The sequence below is a fragment of the Streptomyces boluensis genome (genome assembly GCF_009908195.1).
GTDB lineage: Bacteria > Actinomycetota > Actinomycetes > Streptomycetales > Streptomycetaceae > Streptomyces > Streptomyces boluensis.
The window spans coordinates 1-21,279 of record NZ_JAAAHS010000104.1 but is presented as its reverse complement, the minus strand read 5'-3'; the positions used below and the strand labels follow the sequence as shown (position 1 = coordinate 21,279).

General features: G+C 72.6%; 18 protein-coding genes and 2 rRNA genes. 16 read left to right on the top strand and 4 right to left on the bottom strand.

What is annotated here, in order from left to right:
* The 4 genes from GUY60_RS15730 to GUY60_RS38225 form a co-directional block, all read left to right on the top strand.
* Window positions 1-105 (top strand): 23S ribosomal RNA (locus GUY60_RS15730); the annotation flags it as partial.
* 135 nt (window positions 106-240) lie between these two features.
* Window positions 241-357, top strand: a 5S ribosomal RNA gene (gene rrf / locus GUY60_RS15725).
* A gap of 16 nt (window positions 358-373) precedes the next feature.
* Window positions 374-1,663, top strand: a complete 1,290-nt coding sequence (locus GUY60_RS38230; RefSeq protein WP_188132561.1) for a hypothetical protein — start codon at window positions 374-376, stop codon at window positions 1,661-1,663.
* Window positions 1,555-2,325 (top strand): tetratricopeptide repeat protein, encoded by a 771-nt coding sequence (locus GUY60_RS38225; RefSeq protein ID WP_187370034.1) that lies wholly within the window; start codon window positions 1,555-1,557, stop codon window positions 2,323-2,325. The genes GUY60_RS38230 and GUY60_RS38225 overlap by 109 nt, the downstream gene beginning before the upstream one ends.
* Before the next feature lie 76 nt (window positions 2,326-2,401).
* Here GUY60_RS38225 and GUY60_RS15715 read toward each other — a convergent pair whose 3' ends face one another.
* Window positions 2,402-3,676, bottom strand: a complete 1,275-nt coding sequence (locus tag GUY60_RS15715; RefSeq protein ID WP_161698163.1) for a DUF1015 domain-containing protein — start codon at window positions 3,674-3,676, stop codon at window positions 2,402-2,404.
* A gap of 71 nt (window positions 3,677-3,747) precedes the next feature.
* On the opposite strand from GUY60_RS15715, the gene GUY60_RS15710 reads away from it, so the two are divergent.
* The 4 genes from GUY60_RS15710 to GUY60_RS15695 all read left to right on the top strand — a co-directional run bounded on the left by GUY60_RS15710 (window position 3,748) and on the right by GUY60_RS15695 (window position 7,876).
* Window positions 3,748-4,776, top strand: coding sequence for an HAD hydrolase-like protein (locus GUY60_RS15710; RefSeq protein ID WP_161698161.1), 1,029 nt, complete (start codon window positions 3,748-3,750; stop codon window positions 4,774-4,776).
* A gap of 66 nt (window positions 4,777-4,842) precedes the next feature.
* Complete coding sequence (locus GUY60_RS15705; RefSeq protein WP_161698159.1) at window positions 4,843-5,901, top strand: FecCD family ABC transporter permease; 1,059 nt, start codon at window positions 4,843-4,845, stop codon at window positions 5,899-5,901.
* Window positions 5,898-6,926 (top strand): FecCD family ABC transporter permease, encoded by a 1,029-nt coding sequence (locus tag GUY60_RS15700; RefSeq protein WP_161698157.1) that lies wholly within the window; start codon window positions 5,898-5,900, stop codon window positions 6,924-6,926. The genes GUY60_RS15705 and GUY60_RS15700 overlap by 4 nt, the downstream gene beginning before the upstream one ends.
* A gap of 128 nt (window positions 6,927-7,054) precedes the next feature.
* Window positions 7,055-7,876, top strand: a complete 822-nt coding sequence (locus GUY60_RS15695; protein ID WP_161698155.1) for an ABC transporter ATP-binding protein — start codon at window positions 7,055-7,057, stop codon at window positions 7,874-7,876.
* A 93-nt stretch (window positions 7,877-7,969) separates the two neighbouring features.
* Here GUY60_RS15695 and GUY60_RS15690 read toward each other — a convergent pair whose 3' ends face one another.
* Window positions 7,970-8,317 (bottom strand): SCP2 sterol-binding domain-containing protein, encoded by a 348-nt coding sequence (locus GUY60_RS15690; RefSeq protein ID WP_161698153.1) that lies wholly within the window; start codon window positions 8,315-8,317, stop codon window positions 7,970-7,972.
* Window positions 8,318-8,359: 42 nt separating this feature from the next.
* On the opposite strand from GUY60_RS15690, the gene GUY60_RS15685 reads away from it, so the two are divergent.
* The 6 genes from GUY60_RS15685 to GUY60_RS15660 all read left to right on the top strand — a co-directional run bounded on the left by GUY60_RS15685 (window position 8,360) and on the right by GUY60_RS15660 (window position 14,865).
* Complete coding sequence (locus GUY60_RS15685; protein ID WP_188132555.1) at window positions 8,360-8,686, top strand: hypothetical protein; 327 nt, start codon at window positions 8,360-8,362, stop codon at window positions 8,684-8,686.
* 7 nt (window positions 8,687-8,693) lie between these two features.
* A complete protein-coding gene (locus GUY60_RS15680; RefSeq protein WP_161698151.1) occupies window positions 8,694-9,509 on the top strand; it encodes a TlyA family RNA methyltransferase in 816 nt (271 codons plus the stop codon).
* An 89-nt stretch (window positions 9,510-9,598) separates the two neighbouring features.
* Entirely contained in the window at window positions 9,599-10,546 is a 948-nt protein-coding gene (locus GUY60_RS15675) for an NAD kinase (RefSeq protein WP_161698169.1), read from the top strand.
* 173 nt (window positions 10,547-10,719) lie between these two features.
* Window positions 10,720-12,474, top strand: a complete 1,755-nt coding sequence (gene recN, locus GUY60_RS15670) for a DNA repair protein RecN (protein ID WP_161698149.1) — start codon at window positions 10,720-10,722, stop codon at window positions 12,472-12,474.
* A gap of 105 nt (window positions 12,475-12,579) precedes the next feature.
* Window positions 12,580-13,356: a hypothetical protein gene (locus GUY60_RS15665; protein WP_161698147.1), complete on the top strand. Its 777-nt coding sequence runs from the start codon at window positions 12,580-12,582 to the stop codon at window positions 13,354-13,356.
* A 348-nt stretch (window positions 13,357-13,704) separates the two neighbouring features.
* The gene (locus GUY60_RS15660) at window positions 13,705-14,865 is read left to right on the top strand and encodes a glycosyltransferase family 4 protein (RefSeq protein ID WP_161698145.1); all 1,161 of its coding nucleotides are present in this window, start codon (window positions 13,705-13,707) and stop codon (window positions 14,863-14,865) included.
* Between the two features lie 19 nt (window positions 14,866-14,884).
* On the opposite strand, the gene GUY60_RS15655 is transcribed toward GUY60_RS15660, so the two are convergent.
* Together GUY60_RS15655 and GUY60_RS15650 are read right to left on the bottom strand one after the other, a co-directional pair.
* Window positions 14,885-16,558, bottom strand: a complete 1,674-nt coding sequence (locus GUY60_RS15655; protein WP_161698143.1) for a PucR family transcriptional regulator — start codon at window positions 16,556-16,558, stop codon at window positions 14,885-14,887.
* Between the two features lie 115 nt (window positions 16,559-16,673).
* Window positions 16,674-18,476, bottom strand: a complete 1,803-nt coding sequence (locus GUY60_RS15650) for a glycoside hydrolase family 15 protein (protein WP_161698167.1) — start codon at window positions 18,474-18,476, stop codon at window positions 16,674-16,676.
* 440 nt (window positions 18,477-18,916) lie between these two features.
* Here GUY60_RS15650 and pyrG point away from each other — a divergent pair, with 440 nt between their 5' ends.
* Together pyrG and GUY60_RS15640 are read left to right on the top strand one after the other, a co-directional pair.
* Window positions 18,917-20,593 carry a CTP synthase gene (gene pyrG, locus GUY60_RS15645; RefSeq protein ID WP_161698141.1) on the top strand — a complete coding sequence of 559 codons (1,677 nt, stop codon included), beginning with the start codon at window positions 18,917-18,919 and terminating at the stop codon, window positions 20,591-20,593.
* 81 nt (window positions 20,594-20,674) lie between these two features.
* On the top strand, window positions 20,675-21,279 hold a 605-nt coding region (locus GUY60_RS15640; RefSeq protein WP_161698139.1), incomplete at its 3' end, for an NUDIX domain-containing protein.

The following is a 21,279-nucleotide window of genomic DNA, read 5'->3' as shown; positions in this document are numbered from 1 at the left end:
TTGAGGGGTTAAGGCTCCCAGTAGACGACTGGGTTGATAGGCCGGATGTGGAAGCCCTGTAAGGGGTGGAGCTGACCGGTACTAATAGGCCGAGGGCTTGTCCTCAGTTGCTCGCGTCCACTGTGTTAGTTCTGAAGTAACGAACAGCCGTGCCGGCTGAACAGTTCCTCAATTGAAGAGTGTGCTTGTTCGCTGCCCTGTTCAAGCATCCCGTTTTATCGCGGGATGACTTCGAAGGGTTTCGGTGGTCATAGCGTGAGGGAAACGCCCGGTTACATTCCGAACCCGGAAGCTAAGCCTCACAGCGCCGATGGTACTGCAGGGGGGACCCTGTGGGAGAGTAGGACGCCGCCGAACAATTATTAGAGGACCTTTGGTCCCAGCGTTCACACGCTGGGACCAAAGGTCCTTTTTTGTTTTTCGCCGAAGCGCGCCCCGGAGCCGGGTGCGCAAGAATGACTGCGGTACCGAAGACAGGAGTCACCGATGTCGACCAACTCTCCCGACGATCGCCCGGAACGCGAGCAGCGTCGACGGGACGACGGTGACCGAGGCGGAAACCGTGGCGGACCGCGTCGCGAAGGTGACCGTGGCGGTTACCGCGGCAACCGGGATGACCGTGGTGGTCGTCCGCCGTTCCGGCGTGACGATCGCCGCGATGACCGGCGCGATGACCGTCCCTCCTACCGTCGTGATGACCGCCGTGACGACAGGCGCGATGACCGCCGGGATGATCGGCGTGATGGTGATCGTGGTGGGTTCCGTGGGAACCGGGATGACCGTGGTGGTCGTCCGCCGTTCCGTCGCGATGACCGTGGTGATGGTCGACGGGACGACCGTCGTGACGACCGTCCCGGTTTCCGTCGTGACGATCGCCGTGATGACCGGCCCTCCTTCCGGCGCGATGACCGGCGGGACGATCGCCCCTCCTTCCGTCGCGATGACCGCCGTGACGACAGGCGCGATGACCGTCGGGATGATCGGCGTGATGGTGATCGTGGTGGGTTCCGTGGGAACCGGGATGACCGTGGTGGTCGTCCGCCGTTCCGCCGTGACGACCGTCGTGATGACAGGCGGGACGATCGCCGCGACGACCGTCCCGGTTTCCGTCGTGATGACAGGCGTGATGACCGACCCTCCTTCCGTCGTGACGATCGCCGTGATGACCGTCCCTCCTCCCGTCGTGATGACGACCGTGGTGGTTTCCGTCGTGACGACCGGCGGGACGATCGCCCCTCCTTCCGTCGCGATGACCGGCGGGACGACAGGCGCGATGACCGTCGCGATGACCGGCGGGACAGTGACCGTGGTGGGTTCCGGCGGGATGATGACCGGCGGGGCGGTGGCGGGTTCCGTGGGCGGGACGACCGCGGTGGCAGTGGGCCGCGTCGGGACGACAGCCGGGGCGGAGGCCGGCCCGGTGGTGGCGGCTACCGCGGGCGCGACGACCGCAGGGACGACCGGCGCGACGACCGTCGCGGTGGCGGGTTCCGTGGCCGTGACGACCGGGGACCGCGCAGGGACGACCGGCCGGACCGTGAGCCGATCAAGCGGCTGCCGATCCCGGACGACGTCACCGGCGAGGAGATCGACAAGGACGTACGGCAGGAGCTTCAGAGCCTGCCGAAGGGGCTCGCGGAGGATGTCGCCAAGAACCTGGTGATGGTCGCCAAGCTGATCGACGAGGACCCCGAGCAGGCTTACGAGTACGCACGGGTCGCACTGCGGCTCGCCTCGCGTGTGGCCGCCGTGCGGGAAGCCGCCGGATTCGCCGCGTACGCGAACCAGAAGTACTCCGAGGCGCTCGCCGAGTTCCGGGCCGCGCGGCGGATGACCGGGTCGGCGGAGCTGTGGCCCGTCATGGCGGACTGTGAGCGTGGGCTCGGGCGGCCCGAGAAGGCGCTCGACATGGCCGGTGAGTCCGAGGTCAACAAGCTCGACAAGGCCGGACAGGTCGAGATGCGTCTCGTCGCCGCCGGTGCGCGCCGTGACCTGGGGCAGCTGGACGCCGCTATCGTGACGCTGCAGAGCCCCGAGCTGGCCTCGAACTCCGTACAGCCGTGGACCGCGCGACTGCGTTACGCCTACGCCGACGCGCTGCTCGCGGCCGGGCGTGAGGCCGAGGCGCGGGAGTGGTTCGGGAAGGCCGTCGAGGCCGACAAGGACGGCAGCACGGACGCCTCCGACCGGCTCGCGGAGCTGGACGGTGTGGAGTTCGTCGACGCGTTCGACGAGGAGTCCGACGCGGACGCCGCGCCCGCCGCCGAGGCGGACAGCGGTGACGATGAGGATGACGACGAGGCCGAGGGCAGCGACAAGGGCTGATCCGAGGCATGACGAAGGGGCGGGACCACACGGTCCCGCCCCTTCGTCGTTGCTGGGCTCAGAGGGATCAGAGCGCTCAGAGGGTCAGGCTGCGCAGGACGAGGCCGGTGGCCGGCTTCGGGCCGAAGGACGTGGATTTACGGGGCATGGTGACGCCCTGCCGGGCCAGTTCGAGGACGACTTCCTCGCGGACCGGGTGCATCAGGACCGCGGTGCCGCCGTCGCGCTCCGCCTGCTGGACCGCGGCCTCGGTGTCGTGGATGTACGTGATGTGCTCCGGGGTGTCCGGGACGCCCCAGACCTGGTCAAGGAGCGTCGAGTGCAGGACCGTCGCGTCGAGGGCGCGCCAGGCCTCCGGGCGGTCCTGCCGGATCGTACGGGCGAGCAGTTCGGGGGCGGGGCGGTCGACGAGGTGGAAGGTGCCGTCGCCCGTGAGGAGGAAGGCGTTCGACTCGGCGGCCGCCTCGGCGAGGGCCGACAGGGCCTGGGGGAGCGGGCCGTCGACGCGGCGCACCCGGAACGAGTCCGTCACCGCCGCGAGCGCCTCGGCCACGGGGAGCCGGCGGAGGAGCCGGTGGATGGCGCGTACCTGGAGCGGATAGCGGGTGGTGTCCACCAGGAGGACCAGGCCCTGGTCCCACGGCGACGGGGAGGGGTGCTCGGCGCGTAGCCGCAGATAGGTGGCCCAGCGGTGGTGGCCGTCGGCGATGAGGGCCTGGTGATGGGCGAAGTCGGCCTGGACCTCGGCGAGTTCGGCGGGGTCCGTGACCGACCAGAGGCGGTGGCCGTACCCGTCCTCGGTGGTGGTGGAGAGCAGCGGGGGGCGCTTGACGGCGCGTTCGATGACCGCGGTCGCGCCGGTGGCGGTGCCTTCGCCGCGGTAGGTGAGGAGCAGCGGTTCGAGGTTGGCCGCGGTGGCGCGCATCAGGTCGGCGCGGTCCTCGACGATGTGCGGCATGACGTCCTCGTGCGGCAGGACGATGCCGTCGTGCGCCTCGGAGAGTTCGAGGGCGCCGATCAGGCCGCGCTGGAGCAGATCGCCGTTGCGCTGCTCGTAGACGTAGAGGCCGGGCTCGGCGTCGGGGGCGAGGACGCCCTCGGCGAGCCAGTGGCGCAGGGTGTCGGCGGCCTGCTGGTGACGGGACTCCGGGGTGTCGGCCTGCGGCAGGATCAGGCGGACGATGTTGTGCGGGTCCGCGGACTCCAGGAGGAGCAGCCCGTCGGGGCGTACCACCACGTCGTACGGCGGGGACATCACGGCGGCGAGGCTGCCGACGCGGTCGGGGACGTAACGCAGTCCCCGGATGGGGGCGAGGCGCAGCCCAGTGCCGTCCGGAACCGTGGTGTTCATGGCTGCATCGTATGTGGGCCGGCGGGTGCGGGATGATCTGGGGAGAGTTGTCGAACGAGGAGCCGTACGCGATGAGCCAGACCGTCAGGACAAGCCCGGCCGGTAGTGAGCGGGTGCTGAGCGAGGCGTACGACACGGCGCTGCTCGACCTGGACGGGGTGGTGTACGCGGGCGGCGAGGCCATCGCGTACGCCGTCGACGCGCTGCTCGCGGCGCGGGCCGGGGGTATGCACCTCGCGTACGTGACGAACAACGCGCTGCGGCCGCCGCAGGCCGTGGCCGAGCACATCACCGAACTCGGCGTGCCCACCGAGGCGTCGGACGTGATCAACTCCGCGCAGGCGGTGGCCCGGCTGATCGCCGATCAGGTGCCCGCGGGTTCGAAGGTCCTGGTGATCGGCGGGGAGGGGCTGCGGGTCGCGCTGCGGGAGCGGGGGCTCGAACCCGTGGAGTCCGCCGATGACGGGCCCGCTGCGGTCGTGCAGGGTTACGGCGGGCCGGAGTTGGCGTGGGGGCGGTTCGCGGAGGCCTGCTACGCGATCGCGCGGGGCGTGCCGTGGTTCGCGTCCAACACCGACCTGACGATCCCGAGCGCGCGCGGTATCGCGCCCGGCAACGGCGCCGCGGTCGAGGTTGTCCGGATCGCGACGGGTGCGGAGCCGCAGGTGGCGGGCAAGCCGCTGCCCCCGATGCACCGCGAGACGGTCCTGCGCACGGGCGCCGTACGGCCGCTGGTGGTCGGCGACCGGCTCGACACCGACATCGAGGGCGCGTTCAACGGTGAGGTGGACTCGCTGCTCGTCCTGACCGGGGTGACCGACGCGGCCCAGTTGCTCGCGGCCCGGCCCGAGCACCGGCCGACGTATGTGGACGCGGACCTGCGCGGACTGCTGACCGGACAGCCCGAAGTGACCGTGCGGGGTGGGGAGTTCCGCTGTGGGGGCTTCACGGCGCGGGCCGGTGCGGAGGCGCTGGAGCTGGACGGGGACGGGGAGCCGATGGACGGGCTGCGGGCGCTGTGCGCCGCGGCGTGGACGGCGGCCGGACCCGGCGCGTGCGCGCTCGACGCGGGCAAGGCGCTGGCGCGGTTGGGGCTCTGAGGCGTACGGATCCGGGTGCGCGGACCGGGAAGGTTCACGGGTGGCAGGGTAGGCTAACCTAACCTCGTGTTGGTCGACAGTCCCTCCCGAGAGCGCGCCCCGGCGCCACCGCCCGAACCCGCGGCCCCGCGAGGACGGCAGGCGATCCGTGCCGTGGGCCTGCTGGCCTCCGTGGGCGTACTCGCGCTGCTCGTCGTGGCGAGCATCGCCCTGGGCGCGAAGCAGATACCCGTCGGCGACGTCTGGCACGGGCTTTTCCACAACAGCGGTACGGACAACGACGTGGTCATCAATGACCTGCGGCTGCCCCGTACCGTTCTCGGACTGCTCGTCGGCGCCGCGCTCGGGCTCGCCGGGGCCGTGCTCCAGGCGCTCACCCGCAACCCGCTCGCCGACCCCGGACTGCTCGGCATCAACGCGGGTGCCTCGGCCGCGGTGGTCAGCGCGATCAGCTTCCTCGGGGTCACCTCGCTCACCGGCTATGTGTGGTTCGCCTTCCTCGGCGCCGCGGCGGTTTCCGTGCTCGTGTACGCGCTCGGCGGGGTCCGCAGCGCCACTCCGGTACGGCTCGCGCTCGCGGGTACGGCGGTCACGGCGGCGCTGCTCGGCTACATCAACGCCGTGATGCTGCTGGACAGTTCGGCCCTCGACAAGATGCGTTTCTGGACGGTCGGCTCGCTGGCCTCGGCGTCCATGTCGACGATTCTCCAGGTCGCCCCGTTCATCGCCGTCGGGCTGCTGCTCGCCCTCGGTATCGCCCGGCCTCTCAACGCCATGGCCATGGGTGACGACACCGCCCGCGCCCTCGGTGCCCGCGTCAATCTGACCCGGGTGCTCGCCATGACCGCCGCGACCGTGCTGTGCGGGGCGGCCACCGCGGCGTGCGGGCCGATCGTGTTCGTGGGCCTGATGGTGCCGCACATGGTGCGTGCCTTCACCGGGCCCGACCAGCGCTGGATCCTGCCGTACTCGACGGTCCTGTCGCCGGTGCTGCTGCTCGGCGCCGATGTCATCGGCCGGCTCGTGGCCCGGCCCGCCGAGCTTCAGGTCGGCATCGTCACCGCGCTGATCGGCGGCCCGCTTTTCATCTACCTCGTACGACGCCGGAGGATGGCCCAGCTGTGAAGGCACTGCGCACAGGCGGCGGCCTCTCCGTCCGGATCGAGCCGCGTGCCCTCCTCGTCGGCGCGCTGCTCTGCGTGGCCGCGCTGCTCGTCGCCGTGGTGCTCATCGGCACCGGCGACTTCGAGATCCCGGCCACCGACGTGGTCAGCACCCTGCTCGGCAACGGCTCCACCGCGCATACGTTCATCATCAACGACCTGCGGCTGCCACGGGTCCTCGTCGGGCTGCTCGTGGGGGCCGCGCTGGGTCTTGCCGGTGCGATCTTCCAGTCCATCTCCCGCAATCCGCTGGGCAGTCCGGACATCATCGGCTTCGGCCAGGGCTCCACGGTCGGCGCGCTCACGGTCATCGTGCTCTTCCACGGCAGCGCCGTCGCGGTCGCCGCGGGTTCGCTGGTCGGCGGTCTCGTCACCGGTGTCGTGATCTACCTGCTCGCCTGGAAGCGCGGGGTGCACGGCTACCGGCTCGTGCTCGTCGGCATCGGCGCCGCCGCCATCCTGACCGCCCTCAACGGCTACCTGCTCACCAAGGCCGACCTGGTCGACGCGGCCCGCGCGTACGTGTGGATGGCGGGATCGCTCAACGGCCGCGACTGGGACCAGGTGTGGCCGCTGCTCGCCCTGTGCGCCGTCCTCGTACCGCTGGCCCTGGCGTACGCGCGGCCGCTGCGGATGCTGGAGATGGGCGACGACGTGGCGTACGCGCTCGGGGTGCGGCCCGAGCGCACCCGGATCGTGCTGATGCTGGCGGCCGTGCTGCTCACCGCAGCCGCGACTGCGGCCGCCGGGCCGGTGTCGTTCGTGGCGCTGACCGCCCCGCAGGTGGCCCGGCGGCTGACCCGCTCGCCGGGGCCGAACCTGTTCGCGTCGCTGCTCATGGGCGCGACCCTGCTGATCGCCGCCGACCTGGCCGCGCAGCGGGCGTTCGGCGCGGACACGCTGCCCGTCGGCGTCCTGACCGGGGTGCTCGGCGGGGTGTACCTGCTGTGGCTCCTGGTCGCCGAGCGCAGGGCGGGCCGGATATGAGAAGCCCGACCCGAACGCCCACCGACACCGATCCCACCGACACCGATCCCGCCGACACCGATCCCGCCGACACCGATCCCACGACACCGATCTCACCGACACCGATCACGGCCCCCGGGAGCACCGCTGTGAACCGCCTCATCGCCGACGATGTGACCCTCGGATACGACCAGCGGGTGATCGCGGAACGGCTCTCGGTCGAGATTCCGGACAACTCCTTCACGGTGATCGTCGGCCCCAACGCCTGTGGAAAGTCCACGCTGTTGCGTGCCCTGTCCCGGATGCTGAAGCCGTCGCAGGGCCGGGTGCTGCTCGACGGGCAGACCATCCACGCGATGCCCGCGAAGAAGGTGGCCCGGACGCTCGGGCTGCTGCCGCAGTCCTCGATCGCGCCCGACGGCATCACCGTCGGCGACCTGGTCGCCCGCGGCCGCTACCCGCACCAGGGGCTGCTGCGCCAGTGGTCGCCACAGGACGAGCGGGTCGTACGCGAGTCGATGGCCTCGACCGGGGTCGCGGAGCTGGCCGAGCGGTACGTGGACGAGCTGTCCGGCGGCCAGCGCCAGCGGGTGTGGATCGCCATGGCCCTCGCACAGCAGACGCCGCTGCTGCTCCTCGACGAGCCGACGACGTACCTCGACATCCAGCACCAGATCGACGTACTCGACCTGTGCGCGGAGCTGCACGAGGAGCAGGGCCGCACCCTCGTCGCCGTGCTGCACGACCTGAACCACGCCGCGCGCTACGCCACCCACCTCATCGCGCTGCGCGACGGCGCCGTGATCGCGGAGGGCGCCCCGTCCGAGATCGTCACCGCCGACCTGGTGGAGCGGGTCTTCGGGCTGCCGTGCCAGGTCATCGACGACCCGGAGACCGGTACGCCGCTGGTCGTGCCGGCGGCGCGCAGGAGCCGTACGGAGAAGGAGAAGGCGGCCGCGGTCCACAAGTGAGCGGCCGCGGTCCACAAGTGAAAGGCGGCCGCGGTCCGCGAGTGACCGGAAGACCGCTACAGCCCTGAAAACCGCTACAGCCCCGGAAGACCGCTACAACAGGGACCGCAGGCGCAGCAGGTCGCGGAGGCCCGCCTCCAGCTTGACCCGGCCCGTGCCCCAGGCCTTGGCGAAGTTCAGCTCGCCGTCGACCATCGATACGAGGTCGTCGCCCGTCATCGTCAGCCGGATCTGGGCCTTCTCGCGGGGCGGGCCCTCGTGCACGTCGGCCACCTCGATCCGGCCCGCCGCGAGCCGGCCGGTGAACGTCACGTCCAGGTCGGTGATCCGGCAGCTCAGCGAGCGGTCGAGCGCGGCGGCACCGCGCACCTCGCCGTCCGCCTGCGCGAGATTGTCCGAAAGTCTGCCGAGCGCGCCGCGGCACTCCTCGATCGTCGCCATCGCGATCGACGGTACCCCAGGCCTTCGCGGTAGCGTCGGGGCATGAGCGACACGATGCCGGGCGCCGTTCCGCAGGGGCCGGGCCCCGAGCCGGCCGGGCCGTACGCGGACGGGCACGAGGGCCAGGATCCGGTGGCGCACGACCCCGCCGAGCCCCGCCCCCTCGGAGTGCCGCGCACGCCCACCGGCGAGGCCGAGGTCGACGCGAGCCTGGAGCGGTTGGCCGATGTGGACCACCTCGCGACGGACGGCCACATCGAGGTGTACGAGGATGTACACCAGGGGCTGCGCGAAGCGCTGACCGCGCTCGACGCACGCCAGGGGCCACCGGCCCCCGCCCCCTCAAGGCCGTACGACAACAGGAGCTGAACCGAACGTGGCAGGAGTGGCACGCCGCCGCCTCGACGCCGAGCTGGTCCGCCGCAAACTCGCGCGCTCACGCGAGCACGCGAGCCAGCTGATCGCCGCCGGACGCGTCACCGTCGACCGCAACACCGCGACCAAGCCGGCGACGCAGGTCGCGACCGGCGCCGCGATCGTGGTGACCGTGGACGACGACGACCCCGACTACGTCTCGCGCGGCGGGCACAAACTCGCGGGCGCCTTCGCGGCCTTCGTGCCGCAGGGTCTTACGGTCGAGGGCCGCCGCGCCCTGGACGCGGGCGCGTCCACCGGCGGATTCACCGACGTACTGCTGCGGGCCGGCGCCGCCCATGTGGTCGCGGTGGACGTGGGGTACGGCCAGCTCGCCTGGTCGCTGCAGAGCGACGACCGCGTCACCGTCAAGGACCGTACGAACGTACGGGAGTTGACGCTCGAAGCGATCGACGGGCGCCCCGTCGACCTGGTCGTGGGCGACCTCTCGTTCATCCCGCTCGGCCTGGTGCTGCCCGCCCTGACGCGCTGCGCGGCGCCCGACGCCGACCTGGTCCTGATGGTGAAGCCGCAGTTCGAGGTGGGCAAGGAACGGCTCGGCAGCGGTGGCGTGGTCCGCAGCCCGGAGCTGCGCGCCGAGGCCGTGCGCACCGTCGCCGCCCAGGCCTGGAAGCTGGGGTACGGGGTGCGCGCGGTGACCGCGAGCCCGCTCCCTGGACCGTCGGGGAACGTCGAGTACTTTCTGTGGCTCAAGGCCGGGGCGGCCGAGCTCGACCCGGCCGATGTGGACCGCGCAGTGGCGGAGGGACCTCGTTGACGACCAGCGAAGGGGGAGCGGTGGCAGCAGGGGAGGCGGCGACGCCGAGGACCGGGCCGGAGGGGCGCGCGGCGCACGCCTCCGGTGCGCTGACGGCCGCGAGCACCTCGCCCGCGGCGGACGCGCCCGCGGTGGGAGCGGTGCGCGAGCGGACCGTGTTCCTGCTCGCCCACACGGGCCGGGCCGCCGCCGTGCGCAGCGCCGAACTCGTCGTACAGGGGCTCCTGAAGAGTGGGCTCGGGGTGCGGGTCCTGGAGGCCGAGGCCTGCGATCTGCCGCTGCCCGCGACGGTCGAGCGGGTGCACGAGGCCACGCCGGACGTCCTCGACGGCTGCGAACTCATCGTCGTCCTCGGCGGTGACGGCACCCTGCTGCGCGGCGCCGAGTTCGCCCGCGCCTCCGGGGTACCGATGCTCGGCGTCAACCTGGGCCGGGTCGGCTTCCTCGCGGAGGCCGAGCGGGACGACCTCGACAAGGTCGTCGACCGGGTCGTCACCCGCGATTACGAGGTCGAGGAGCGGATGACCCTCGATGTGCTCGTACGCAACAACGGCTCGGTGGTGCACGCCGATTGGGCCCTCAACGAGGCCGCCGTGCAGAAGGTGTCGCCCGAGCGGATGCTGGAGGTCGTCCTCGAGATCGACGGCCGGCCCGTCTCCGGGTTCGGCTGCGACGGCATCGTCTGCGCCACCCCCACCGGTTCGACGGCGTACGCCTTCTCGGCGGGCGGGCCCGTGGTGTGGCCGGAGGTCGAGGCGCTGCTCATGGTGCCGATCAGCGCCCACGCGCTGTTCGCCAAGCCGCTGGTGACCTCGCCGAGTTCGGTGCTCGCGGTGGAGGTACAGCCGCACGCCCCGCACGGGGTGCTGTGGTGCGACGGCCGGCGCACGGTGGAGCTGCCCGCGGGCGCGCGCGTGGAGGTGCGGCGCGGTGCCGTTCCGGTACGCCTGGCCCGGCTGCACCACGCCTCGTTCACGGACCGGCTCGTCGCCAAGTTCGCGCTGCCGGTCTCGGGCTGGCGGGGCGCGCCGCACTGAACGGGGCACGGCCCCTCGGGGACGTCTCCCCGATCTCTGCGGTCCCGTCTCTGCGGTCCCGGTCAACCCGGTGCACGACGGAGAGTGACGTGAACGGCGCCCTCAGCCCGTGTCGACCTGTGGCTTCGTCGATGAATCAGGGGTGACGTCGCGCCGCGCGGGAGAAACCTCGTATGGTCAGGTCCGTGTTGGAGGAGATGCGGATACGGTCGCTCGGAGTCATCGACGACGCGGTCGTCGAGCTGTCACCAGGCTTCACCGCCGTGACCGGCGAGACCGGCGCGGGCAAGACGATGGTGGTCACCAGCCTCGGCCTGCTGCTCGGCGGGCGCGCGGATCCCGCCCTGGTGCGGATCGGCGCGAAGTCGGCGGTGGTCGAGGGGCGGATCTCCGTACCCGAGGGCACCGCGGCCGTGGTGCGCGCGGAGGAGGCCGGGGCGGAACTCGACGACGGGGCGCTGCTCATCAGCCGTACCGTCTCCGCCGAGGGCCGCTCGCGAGCCCACCTCGGCGGCAGGTCGGTACCCGTCGGGCTGCTCGGTGAGCTCGCCGACGACCTCGTCGCGGTGCACGGCCAGACGGACCAGCAGGGCCTGCTCAAGCCGGCCCGGCAGCGACAGGCCCTCGACCGGTACGCGGGCGACGCGGTGTCCGTCCCCCTGGAGAAGTACGTGGGCGCGTACCGCAGGCTGCGCGCCGTCGCGACGGAGCTCGACGAACTGACCACGCGCGCGCGGGAACGGGCCCAGGAGGCCGACCTGCTGCGCTTCGGGCTCGAGGAGATCGGCGCCGTCGAACCCCGCGCGGGCGAGGACACCGAACTCGCCGCCGAGGCCGAGCGGCTCGGCCACGCCGAGGCCCTCGCCTCCGCCGCCACGGCCGCGCACAGCGCGCTGGCCGGCAACCCCGAGGACCCTGAGGGCGTCGACGCCGGGATGCTGGTCGGCGGCGCGCAGCGGGCCCTGGACGCCGTACGCGCCCACGACCCGGCGCTCGCCGCGCTGGCCGAACGGCTCGGCGAGATCGGCATTCTGCTCGCCGACGTGGCGGGGGAACTGGCCGGGTACGCCGACGACCTCGACGCCGACCCGCTGCGCCTCGCCGCCGTGGAGGAGCGCAGGGCCGCCCTGACCCAGCTCACCCGCAAGTACGGCGCGACCATCGACGAGGTCCTGGCCTGGGCCGAGGAGAGCGGCGACCGGCTCACCGAACTCGACGGGGACGACGACCGGATCGGTGAACTCGCCGCCGAGCGGGACGCGCTCGGCGCCGAACTCGCCGGTCTCGCCCAGGCGTTGACGGACGCCCGCACCGAGGCGGCCGAGCGCTTCGCCGCGGCCGTCACCGCCGAGCTGGCCTCGCTCGCCATGCCGCACGCGCGCGTGAGCATCGACATCCGGCAGACGGAGGTGGCCGAGGGCGGCGACGGGATCGAGGTCGACGGCCGCTCCGTGGCGTACACCGCGACCGGTGTGGACGAGGTGGAGCTGCTGCTCGCCCCGCACCCCGGTGCGCCGCCGCGGCCCATCGCCAAGGGCGCCTCGGGCGGTGAGCTGTCCCGCGTGATGCTCGCCGTCGAGGTGGTCTTCGCGGGCTCCGACCCCGTACCGACGTATCTCTTCGACGAGGTCGACGCGGGCGTCGGCGGCAAGGCGGCCGTGGAGGTGGGCCGCCGGCTCGCCAGGCTCGCCCGGTCCGCGCAGGTCGTGGTCGTCACGCACCTGCCGCAGGTGGCGGCCTTCGCCGACCGGCAGTTGCTGGTGGAGAAGACCAACGACGGCTCGGTCACACGGTCCGGTGTGAAGGTCCTTGAGGGCGAGGACCGCGTCCGCGAGCTGTCCCGGATGCTCGCGGGCCAGGAGGACTCGGAGACGGCCCGCGCGCACGCGGAGGAGCTGCTCGCGGCGGCGGGCAAGGACCGGGCGTAGCAAATCGAGCCCGTCCGGCGATTGAGGACGAGGCCGGAGGCCGAGAGGGAGCGGGGTCCGGGGCGGCAGCCCCGGGTACCGAGCCCCGGACCAGGATGCGTACACGTGAGAAGCAGAACCTTCGGCACCGCACTCGGCGCCGCCCGCCTCGGTTACGCGGCACTCCGTCGCGCCCAGCCCGGCGGCGCGCAGCTCTGGGAGCGGGTCAACCACGCGGGCCGCACCGTCGACCTCTGCTCAGGGCCCGCCGTCGCACTGGGTGCCGGAATCGCGGCCGCCACCACTGCCGGCCTGACGCCGCGCGCGCGTGGTGCCGTTTCCCTCGCGGTGACGGCCGCAGCGGTGTGCGGGGCGTACGACGACGTGGCGGGGGCCGGTGACCCGCGCCGCGGCTTTCGCGCGCACCTGTCCGCGCTGCGCCGGGGCGAGGTCACCAGCGGCGCCGTGAAGCTCCTCGGCATCGGGGCCGCGGGCCTGGCCGCCGGGGCGCTGCTCAAGGACCGGCCGCTCGACAAGGCGCTCGCGGGCGTCGTCGTCGCGGGCACCGCGCACTTCGTCAACCTCGTGGACGTACGCCCCGCACGCGCCACCGCGGCCGTGCTCGCCCTCGGCGCCCCCGGCCTGCTGAAGCGCGACGGGGCCCTCGCGGCCGCGCCGATGGGCGCCGCGGCGGCCGTGTTCGTCGACGACCTGGACGGCCGCACCATGCTCGGCGACACGGGCGCGCACGCCCTCGGAGCGGCCCTCGGCACCGCGATCGTCGCCACCAACGGCCGCCTGGGCCTCGCCGCGCACGCCGCCGCCCTCGTCGCGGCGACGGTCTGCGGCGACCGCGTCAGCCGGGCGGCACGCGAACTGCCGCTGCCCACGCGTGTCCCCTAGGGGACGTCCATCCCCCTGGAACAGCCCCGCGTACGACCCGACGGGTGCCGTCCGACCCGCCGGACGCCCTGTGGGGACGCGGCCTCGAACGCTCCCCCGTGTGGGTGATCCGCCACGGCCGCGCCCCGCCCCGACACGGCTGGCCACCACGGGCGGTGCCGGAACTCCCGTACGTACTGGCATCCTTGGCGAGGCACCCCGCACAGCCGTTCCGTACAGCCGTGCCGTCCGCCCCGGAAGCACCGGCGCTGAGCCAAGCCCCGCCGGGACCCCGCACCCGGGGCATCCCGCACCGGGAACCCGCACCCCGGGGACCCGCACCCGACGCCGACCCAGGAGTCCGGCCACGTGACCCACGTGAGCAGCCCCCCACCGCAGGGCCTGCCGCCCCTGCGCACCGTGCAGGTCATCGGCGGCGGCAGCGCGGGCAGCAGCGCGCACGTCCGCTCGTTGACCGCGGGCCTCGTCGCGCGCGGCGTCCGCGTCACGGTGTGCGCCCCCGCGGAGCTCGACGGGGTGTACGACTTCACGGCCGCGGGCGCGGAGTTCGTGCCGGTGCCGCGGCGCAGCGACCCGCTCTCCGTGGTCGCCCTGCGCGCCGCCTGCGCGGACGCCGACCTGGTGCACGCGCACGGGCTGCACGCCGGGCTCCGCTCGTCGCTCGCCCTGCGCGGCCACCGCCCGGCGCCCCTGATCCGGCGCACGCCGCTGGTCGTCACCTGGCACACCCGGGCGCACGCGGAGGGCGCGCGGGCGCGTGTGCAGCGGCTGCTCGAACGCCGGGTCGCGCGCGCCTCCGCCGTGCTCCTCGGCACCTCGTCCGACCTGGTCGACCGGGCCCGCGGCAACGGCGCGCGGGACGCCCGCCTCGCGCCCCTCGCGTTCCCCGCGCCGCGTCCGCCCGCGCCGCCGGTGGACGGGGACCTCGACGGGCCTCACCACAAGACGCGGGCCGAACTGGGCGCGGTGGGACGCCCGTTGCTCCTCGCCGTCGGCTCCCTCGAACGGCACCGCGGCTACGACACCCTGCTCGACGCCACGCGCGCGTGGTGCCGCCTCGACCCCGTACCGCTCGTGGTGATCGCGGGCGAGGGCCCGGAGCGGGGCGCGCTGCAGCGCCGGATCGACAACGAGGGGCTGCCGGTACGCCTCGTGGGGCGCCGTGACGATGTGCCCGAACTCCTCGCCGCCGCCGACGCGGCACTGCTGCCGAGCCGTTGGGAGTCCCGCTCCGTGCTGGCCCACGAGGCGCTGCACGCGGGCGTGCCGCTGATCGCCACGGCCGTCGGCGGGATCCCCGAACTCGTGGGCGACGCCGCCGAACTCGTCCCCTACGGCGACGCCGACGCGCTCGCCGGAGCGGTCTCCCGGCTCCTCGCCGACCCGGACCACGGCGACCGGCTGCGGGCCAAGGGCCGTGCGCAGGCGGCCGGTTGGCCCACGGAGGACGACACGGTCGCCCAGATCCTCAGCGTGTACGACGAGTTGGCGCAGCCCTTCCGGCGCTGAACGTGCCCGTGGGGCCGCCTCACAGTACGTGCCGGCGCGCCCGTAGGGCCAGGCTCAGGGCGAGCACCGTCTGCGGGTCGTCCAGGTCGGTGCCGAGCAACTCGGCGATGCGGGCGAGCCTGTTGTAGAGGGTCTGCCGGTTCAGGTGCAGCTCCCGCGCGGTCTCCGCCTTGCGGCCCGCGTGCGCGAGGTACGTCTCCAGGGTGGGAAGCAGCGGCGGTTTCGCGCGCCGGTCGTGCTCCTGGAGCGGCCCGATCGCCCGCTCCACGAACGCCGCCAGGTCGGGATGGTCCCGCAGCCGCCACAGCAGCAACTCGGTGTCCAGGCGGCGGGCGTCGTACCACGGCCGGTCGACCAGGCCCTGCGCCGCGGTCGCGGTCTCCGCCGCGTGCCGCAGCCCCGCCGAGGCCGCCGCCCAGCCGCCGGCGACCCCGACGACCACCACCGGCGGGCTCACCCCGGCCCGCTGCAGCCCGGCCCGCTCGTCGGCCTGCCGAAGCCCGGCCCGCAGCGCCTCGGCGACCCGGTCCGCGACCGCCGTACGCTCCGACTCGGACCGCAGCCCGAGGAGCACCGGAACGCGTCCCTCCACGGGGCGCACGCCGACAAGCACCGGTACGCCGACCGCGGCCAGCTCCTCCGCCACGGCTCGGGCCAGAACGGCCCAACCCCCGCTCGGCGCGGCCGAGTCGGCGACCCGCATCACCACCGGGAGCAGCGGCCCGGAGCCGGGCCGGAAGCCGAGCACCCGGGCCTGCGCGGGCGCGTCCTCGGCGCTGATCCGGCCCTCCGCGAGGTCGGAGAGGAAGTCGCCGCGGCCGCGCGCCGCCAGCTCCTCCTCCTGCCTGGCCTGCATCAGGACCACGGCGAGTGATCCAGCGGCCCGCTCGGCGGCGATCCGGTGCACGGGCTGCAACGGCGCGGAGACCGCGAGCAGCGCGATCCTGGCCCGTACGGAACCACCGACCGAGCCCGGCGTACCGGGACCGCCGCCGGGCACATCGACCAGGACCGACCCGGCCGGCGGCCCCTCACCACGCGTGCGCCCGCGTAGCCCCTCCCACACCTGCAGCGGGTCGACGCCCTGTTGAGCGTCGCCGTCGGCCGCGAGGGCAGGCCCGGCCGCGTACAGCAGCTGGCCGTCCGCGGTCTCCAGGAACACCGGGTTGCCGCAGAACTCCGCGAGTACGGAGAGGACTTGGGGCACTCCGCCGCCGGACAGCAGGGCGTCGGTGCACCGCCGGTGCACCTCGTCGGCCTCCTTGAGGAGCGCGTAGTGCCCGTTGACGATCTCCGTGTGGACCTCTTCGGTCACCGTCACGAACGGCACCTCGCGGTGTAGTTGCACCAGCGGAAGCCCGGCCGTGCGCGCCGTCTCCACGATGGCCGCGGGCAGCCGGGAGAACCGCGGCCCGAGCTCCACGACGAGCGCCGCGATCCCGCGCTCGGCGAGCTTGCGCACGAAGGCGCGCTGCTCCGCCGGGCGGGCGCCGAGCCCGAGCCCGGTCGTCAGGAGCAGCTCCCCGCCCTTGAGCAGCGAGGCGATGTTGGGCACCTCACCCGCGTGCACCCAGCGCACGGTGCGCTGCAGCCGGTCGGCGCCGGCCACCACCTCGGGCAGGCCGCTGCGCAGTCCGGGCAGCTCCAGGGCGCGCTGCACGGTGATCCCGGCCTGAGGGTTCTGCGTCTCCATCCGCGGGACGCTACCCGTGCCCGCGCGCCGGGAACACCACAGGGCGCCCCCGGCACGCAGCACGGCCCCCCGGCCGGCAGCCGGGGGGCCGTGCGGGACGCGTACGCGCGGGGGCTCAGCCGCCGTACGCCCCCGAGGCGGTCAGCCGCAGCGCGGTGTCGATCAGCGGGACGTGGCTGAAGGCCTGCGGGAAGTTGCCGACCTGCCGCTGCAGCCGCGGGTCCCACTCCTCGGCGAGCAGCCCCAGGTCGTTGCGGAGCGAGAGCAGCTTCTCGAACAGCTCGCGCGCCTCGTCGACCCGGCCGATCATCGCCAGGTCGTCCGCGAGCCAGAACGAGCAGGCCAGGAACGCCCCTTCGTCACCTTCGAGGCCGTCGACGCCCGCGTCCTCACCGGTCGTCGGGTAGCGCAGTACGAAGCCGTCCTCGGTGGACAGCTCCCGCTGGATCGCCTCGATGGTGCCGACGACCCGCTTGTCGTCCGGCGGCAGGAAGCCCATCTGCGGGATGAGCAGCAGGGACGCGTCCAGCTCCCGCGAGCCGTACGACTGCGTGAACGTGTTCCTCTCCGGGTCGTAGCCCTTCTCGCACACGTCACGGTGGATGTCGTCGCGCAGCTCGCACCACCGCTCCAGGGGACCGTCCACGTCGCCCGACTCGATCAGCTTGATGGTGCGGTCGACGGCGACCCAGGCCATCACCTTGGAGTGCACGAAATGGCGGCGCGGCCCACGCACCTCCCAAATGCCCTCGTCAGGCTGGTCCCAGTGGGTCTCCAGGTACCGGATGAGCTTGAGCTGCAGCTGCTGCGCGTAGTCATTACGCGCGAGGCCCGTCATATGGGCCAGGTGCAGCGCCTCGGTGACCTCGCCGTACACATCCAGCTGGAGCTGGTGCGCGGCGCCGTTGCCGACGCGTACCGGCTGCGAACCCTCGTACCCCGGCAGCCAGTCGAGCTCGCTCTCGCCCAACTCCCGCTCACCGGCGATGCCGTACATGATCTGCAGGTTCTCCGGGTCGCCCGCGACCGCGCGCAGCAGCCACTCGCGCCAGGCGCGGGCCTCCTCGCGGTACCCGGTGCGAAGCAGCGAGGACAGTGTGATCGCAGCGTCCCGCAGCCAGGTGAAGCGGTAGTCCCAGTTCCGTGAGCCGCCGATGTCCTCGGGCAGCGACGTGGTGGGCGCCGCGACGATCCCGCCGGTCGGCGCGTACGTCAGCGCCTTCAGCGTGATCAGCGAGCGCACCACCGCCTCGCGGTAGGGCCCGTGGTACGTGCAGTGCTCGACCCACTGGCGCCAGAAATCCTCGGTCGCCTCGAGCGCGGCCTCGGGTTCGTGCAGCGGCGGCGGCGCCTTGTGCGAGGGCTCCCAGCTGATCGTGAACGCCACCCGGTCACCGGGGGAGACGGTGAAGTCCGAGTAGGTCGTGAGGTGTTCGCCGTACGTCTCCGCGTCGGTGTCCAGCCAGACCGAGTCGGGCCCGGCGACGGCCACCGTGCGGCCGTCGACCTTGTGCACCCACGGCACGATCCGGCCGTAGCTGAACCGCATCCGCAGCGTGGAGCGCATCGGCACCCGCCCGCTCACGCCCTCGACGATCCGGACGAGTTGGGGCGCGCCGTCGCGCGGCGGCATGAAGTCGGTCACGCGGACCGTGCCGTGCGGGCTGTCCCACTCGGATTCGAGGATCAGGGAGTCCCCGCGGTAGGTCCTGCGGTCCGCTCTCGGCGGCGCGGTATCGGAGCCGTGCTCGGGCCCGATCCGCCAGAAACCGTGCTCCTCGGTACCGAGAAGCCCGGCGAACACTGCGTGTGAGTCGAAGCGCGGGAGACACAGCCAGTCCGCTGTGCCGTCCCGGCAGACCAGTGCTGCGGTCTGCATGTCGCCGATGAGTGCGTAGTCCTCGATGCGCCCGGCCACGTACATCTCCAGTCGAACGGCCACGTCCGCCCCGCGGGGCGCTTGCACTGCGGTCAAGGGTCGTTGACGAGCTCGGGGAACTCCGGTCGGGCGGGGGTGGTGCCGTACTCCGGCCCGGCTCGGCAGCGAACGTCCGAGCAGGATACGACGCACCCCGGTGATGCGCGCGCGGGTCGGGCAATGCGGCTGCGCCGAACGGGTGAGCGCCGGGTGAGGGCGCCGTGCCGGCCACCGGACCACTGATACGGAGCGTCCCGGCCGCGGTGCGGAGCGTGGCCGGAAGCAGCCTCCCCGAGCCGCTGATACCCTGGTGGCCCGTGGACCGGTGGTTTCTGGAACCCCGAACCGCAGCGACGGCAACCTCCCTGGAAATCAAAGATTCCGGGCCCGGGTGCCGGTACGCACCACCACTTCGCGACCACGGGAGCCCCCTCTTGGCCATGCCGCCCAAAGCCACGACGACCAAGCACATCTTCGTCACCGGGGGTGTCGCCAGCTCCCTCGGCAAGGGTCTGACCGCCTCCAGCCTGGGTGCGCTCCTCAAGGCCCGGGGCCTTCGGGTCACGATGCAGAAGCTCGACCCGTACCTCAACGTCGACCCCGGCACCATGAACCCGTTCCAGCACGGTGAGGTGTTCGTCACCAACGACGGCGCCGAGACCGACCTGGACATCGGTCACTACGAGCGCTTCCTCGACGTCGACCTCGACGGCTCGGCCAACGTCACCACCGGCCAGGTCTACTCGCAGGTCATCGCCAAGGAGCGGCGCGGCGAGTACCTCGGTGACACCGTGCAGGTCATCCCGCACATCACCAACGAGATCAAGTCCCGGATCCGCCGCATGGCCACGGACGACGTCGACGTCGTCATCACCGAGGTCGGCGGCACGGTCGGCGACATCGAGTCGCTGCCGTTCCTGGAGACCGTCCGCCAGGTCCGCCACGAGGTCGGCCGGGACAACGTCTTCGTCGTGCACATCTCGCTGCTTCCGTACATCGGCCCGTCCGGTGAGCTGAAGACCAAGCCGACCCAGCACTCCGTCGCCGCGCTGCGCAACATCGGTATCCAGCCCGACGCGATCGTGCTGCGCGCCGACCGTGACGTGCCGACCTCCATCAAGCGCAAGATCTCGCTGATGTGCGACGTCGACGAGGCTGCGGTCGTCGCCGCCATCGACGCCCCGTCGATCTACGACATCCCGAAGGTGCTGCACACCGAGGGCCTGGACGCGTACGTCGTGCGCAAGCTCGACCTGCCGTTCCGTGACGTCAACTGGACTCAGTGGGACGACCTCCTCGACCGGGTGCACAACCCGAACCACGAGGTCACGGTCGCGCTTGTCGGCAAGTACATCGACCTGCCCGACGCGTACCTCTCGATCACCGAGGCCATGCGCGCCGGCGGCTTCGCCAACAAGGCCCGCGTCAAGGTCAAGTGGGTCACGTCGGACGACTGCAAGACCCCGGCGGGCGCCAAGAAGCAGCTGGCCGACGTGGACGCGATCCTCGTCCCCGGCGGCTTCGGCGACCGCGGTGTGAACGGCAAGATCGGCGCGATCCAGTACGCCCGGGAGAACAAGGTGCCGCTGCTCGGCATCTGCCTTGGCCTGCAGTGCATCGTGATCGAGGCGGCCCGCAACCTCGCGGACGTGCCGGACGCCAACTCCACCGAGTTCGACGCCGCCACGGCCCACCCGGTGATCTCCACCATGGCCGAGCAGCTCGACATCGTGGCGGGCGAGGGCGACATGGGCGGCACCATGCGCCTGGGCATGTACCCGGCGAAGCTCACCGAGGGCTCCATCGTGCGCGAGACGTACGACGGCAAGGAGTACGTCGAGGAGCGCCACCGCCACCGCTACGAGGTCAACAACTCGTACCGCGCGGAGCTGGAGAAGAAGGCCGGCCTCGTCTTCTCCGGCACGTCCCCGGACAACAAGCTCGTCGAGTACGTCGAGTACCCGCGCGAGGTGCACCCCTACCTCGTCGCCACGCAGGCGCACCCCGAGCTCCGCTCCCGGCCGACCCGACCGCACCCGCTCTTCGCGGGTCTGGTGAAGGCCGCCGTCGAGCGTCAGCAGGCCGGCAAGCAGGCCAAGGGCAAGGCCGCCAAGTAACGGCGATACGGTTGCCGGGGTACGGGTCGTTCGCGGCCTGTACCCCGGTTTTTTCGTGTGGGCACGTGGGAGGACGCAGACATGACGATCAAGGACACCGCCGAGGAGTGGCAGATCACGGCCACCGCGACCCCGTTCGTCGGCAACAAGACCAGCGTCCGCACCGACGACGTGGTCATGCCCGGCGGCGCCGTCGCGCGCCGTGACTACCAGGTCCACCCCGGCTCGGTCGCCGTCGTCGCCCTCGACGACCTGGGCCGGGTCCTGGTCATCCGCCAGTACCGCCACCCCGTACGGCAGCGGCTCTGGGAGATCCCGGCGGGCCTGCTCGACATCCCCGGCGAGAACCCGCTGCACGCCGCGCAGCGCGAGCTGTACGAGGAGGCGCACGTCAAGGCCGAGGACTGGCAGGTCCTCACGGACGTCTACTCCTCGCCCGGTGGCTGCGACGAGGCCATCCGGATCTTCCTCGCCCGCGACCTCTCCGAGGCGGAGGGCGAACGCTTCGAGGTGTACGAGGAGGAGGCCGACATGGAGCTGGCCCGCGTCCCCCTCGACGAGCTCGTACGCGGTGTCCTGGCCGGCGAGCTGCACCACAACTGCCTGGTCGCGGGCGTCCTTTCGCTGGTCGCGGCGGAGCGCGGCGACGGGCTCGACACCCTGCGCCCGGCCGAAGCCCCCTGGCC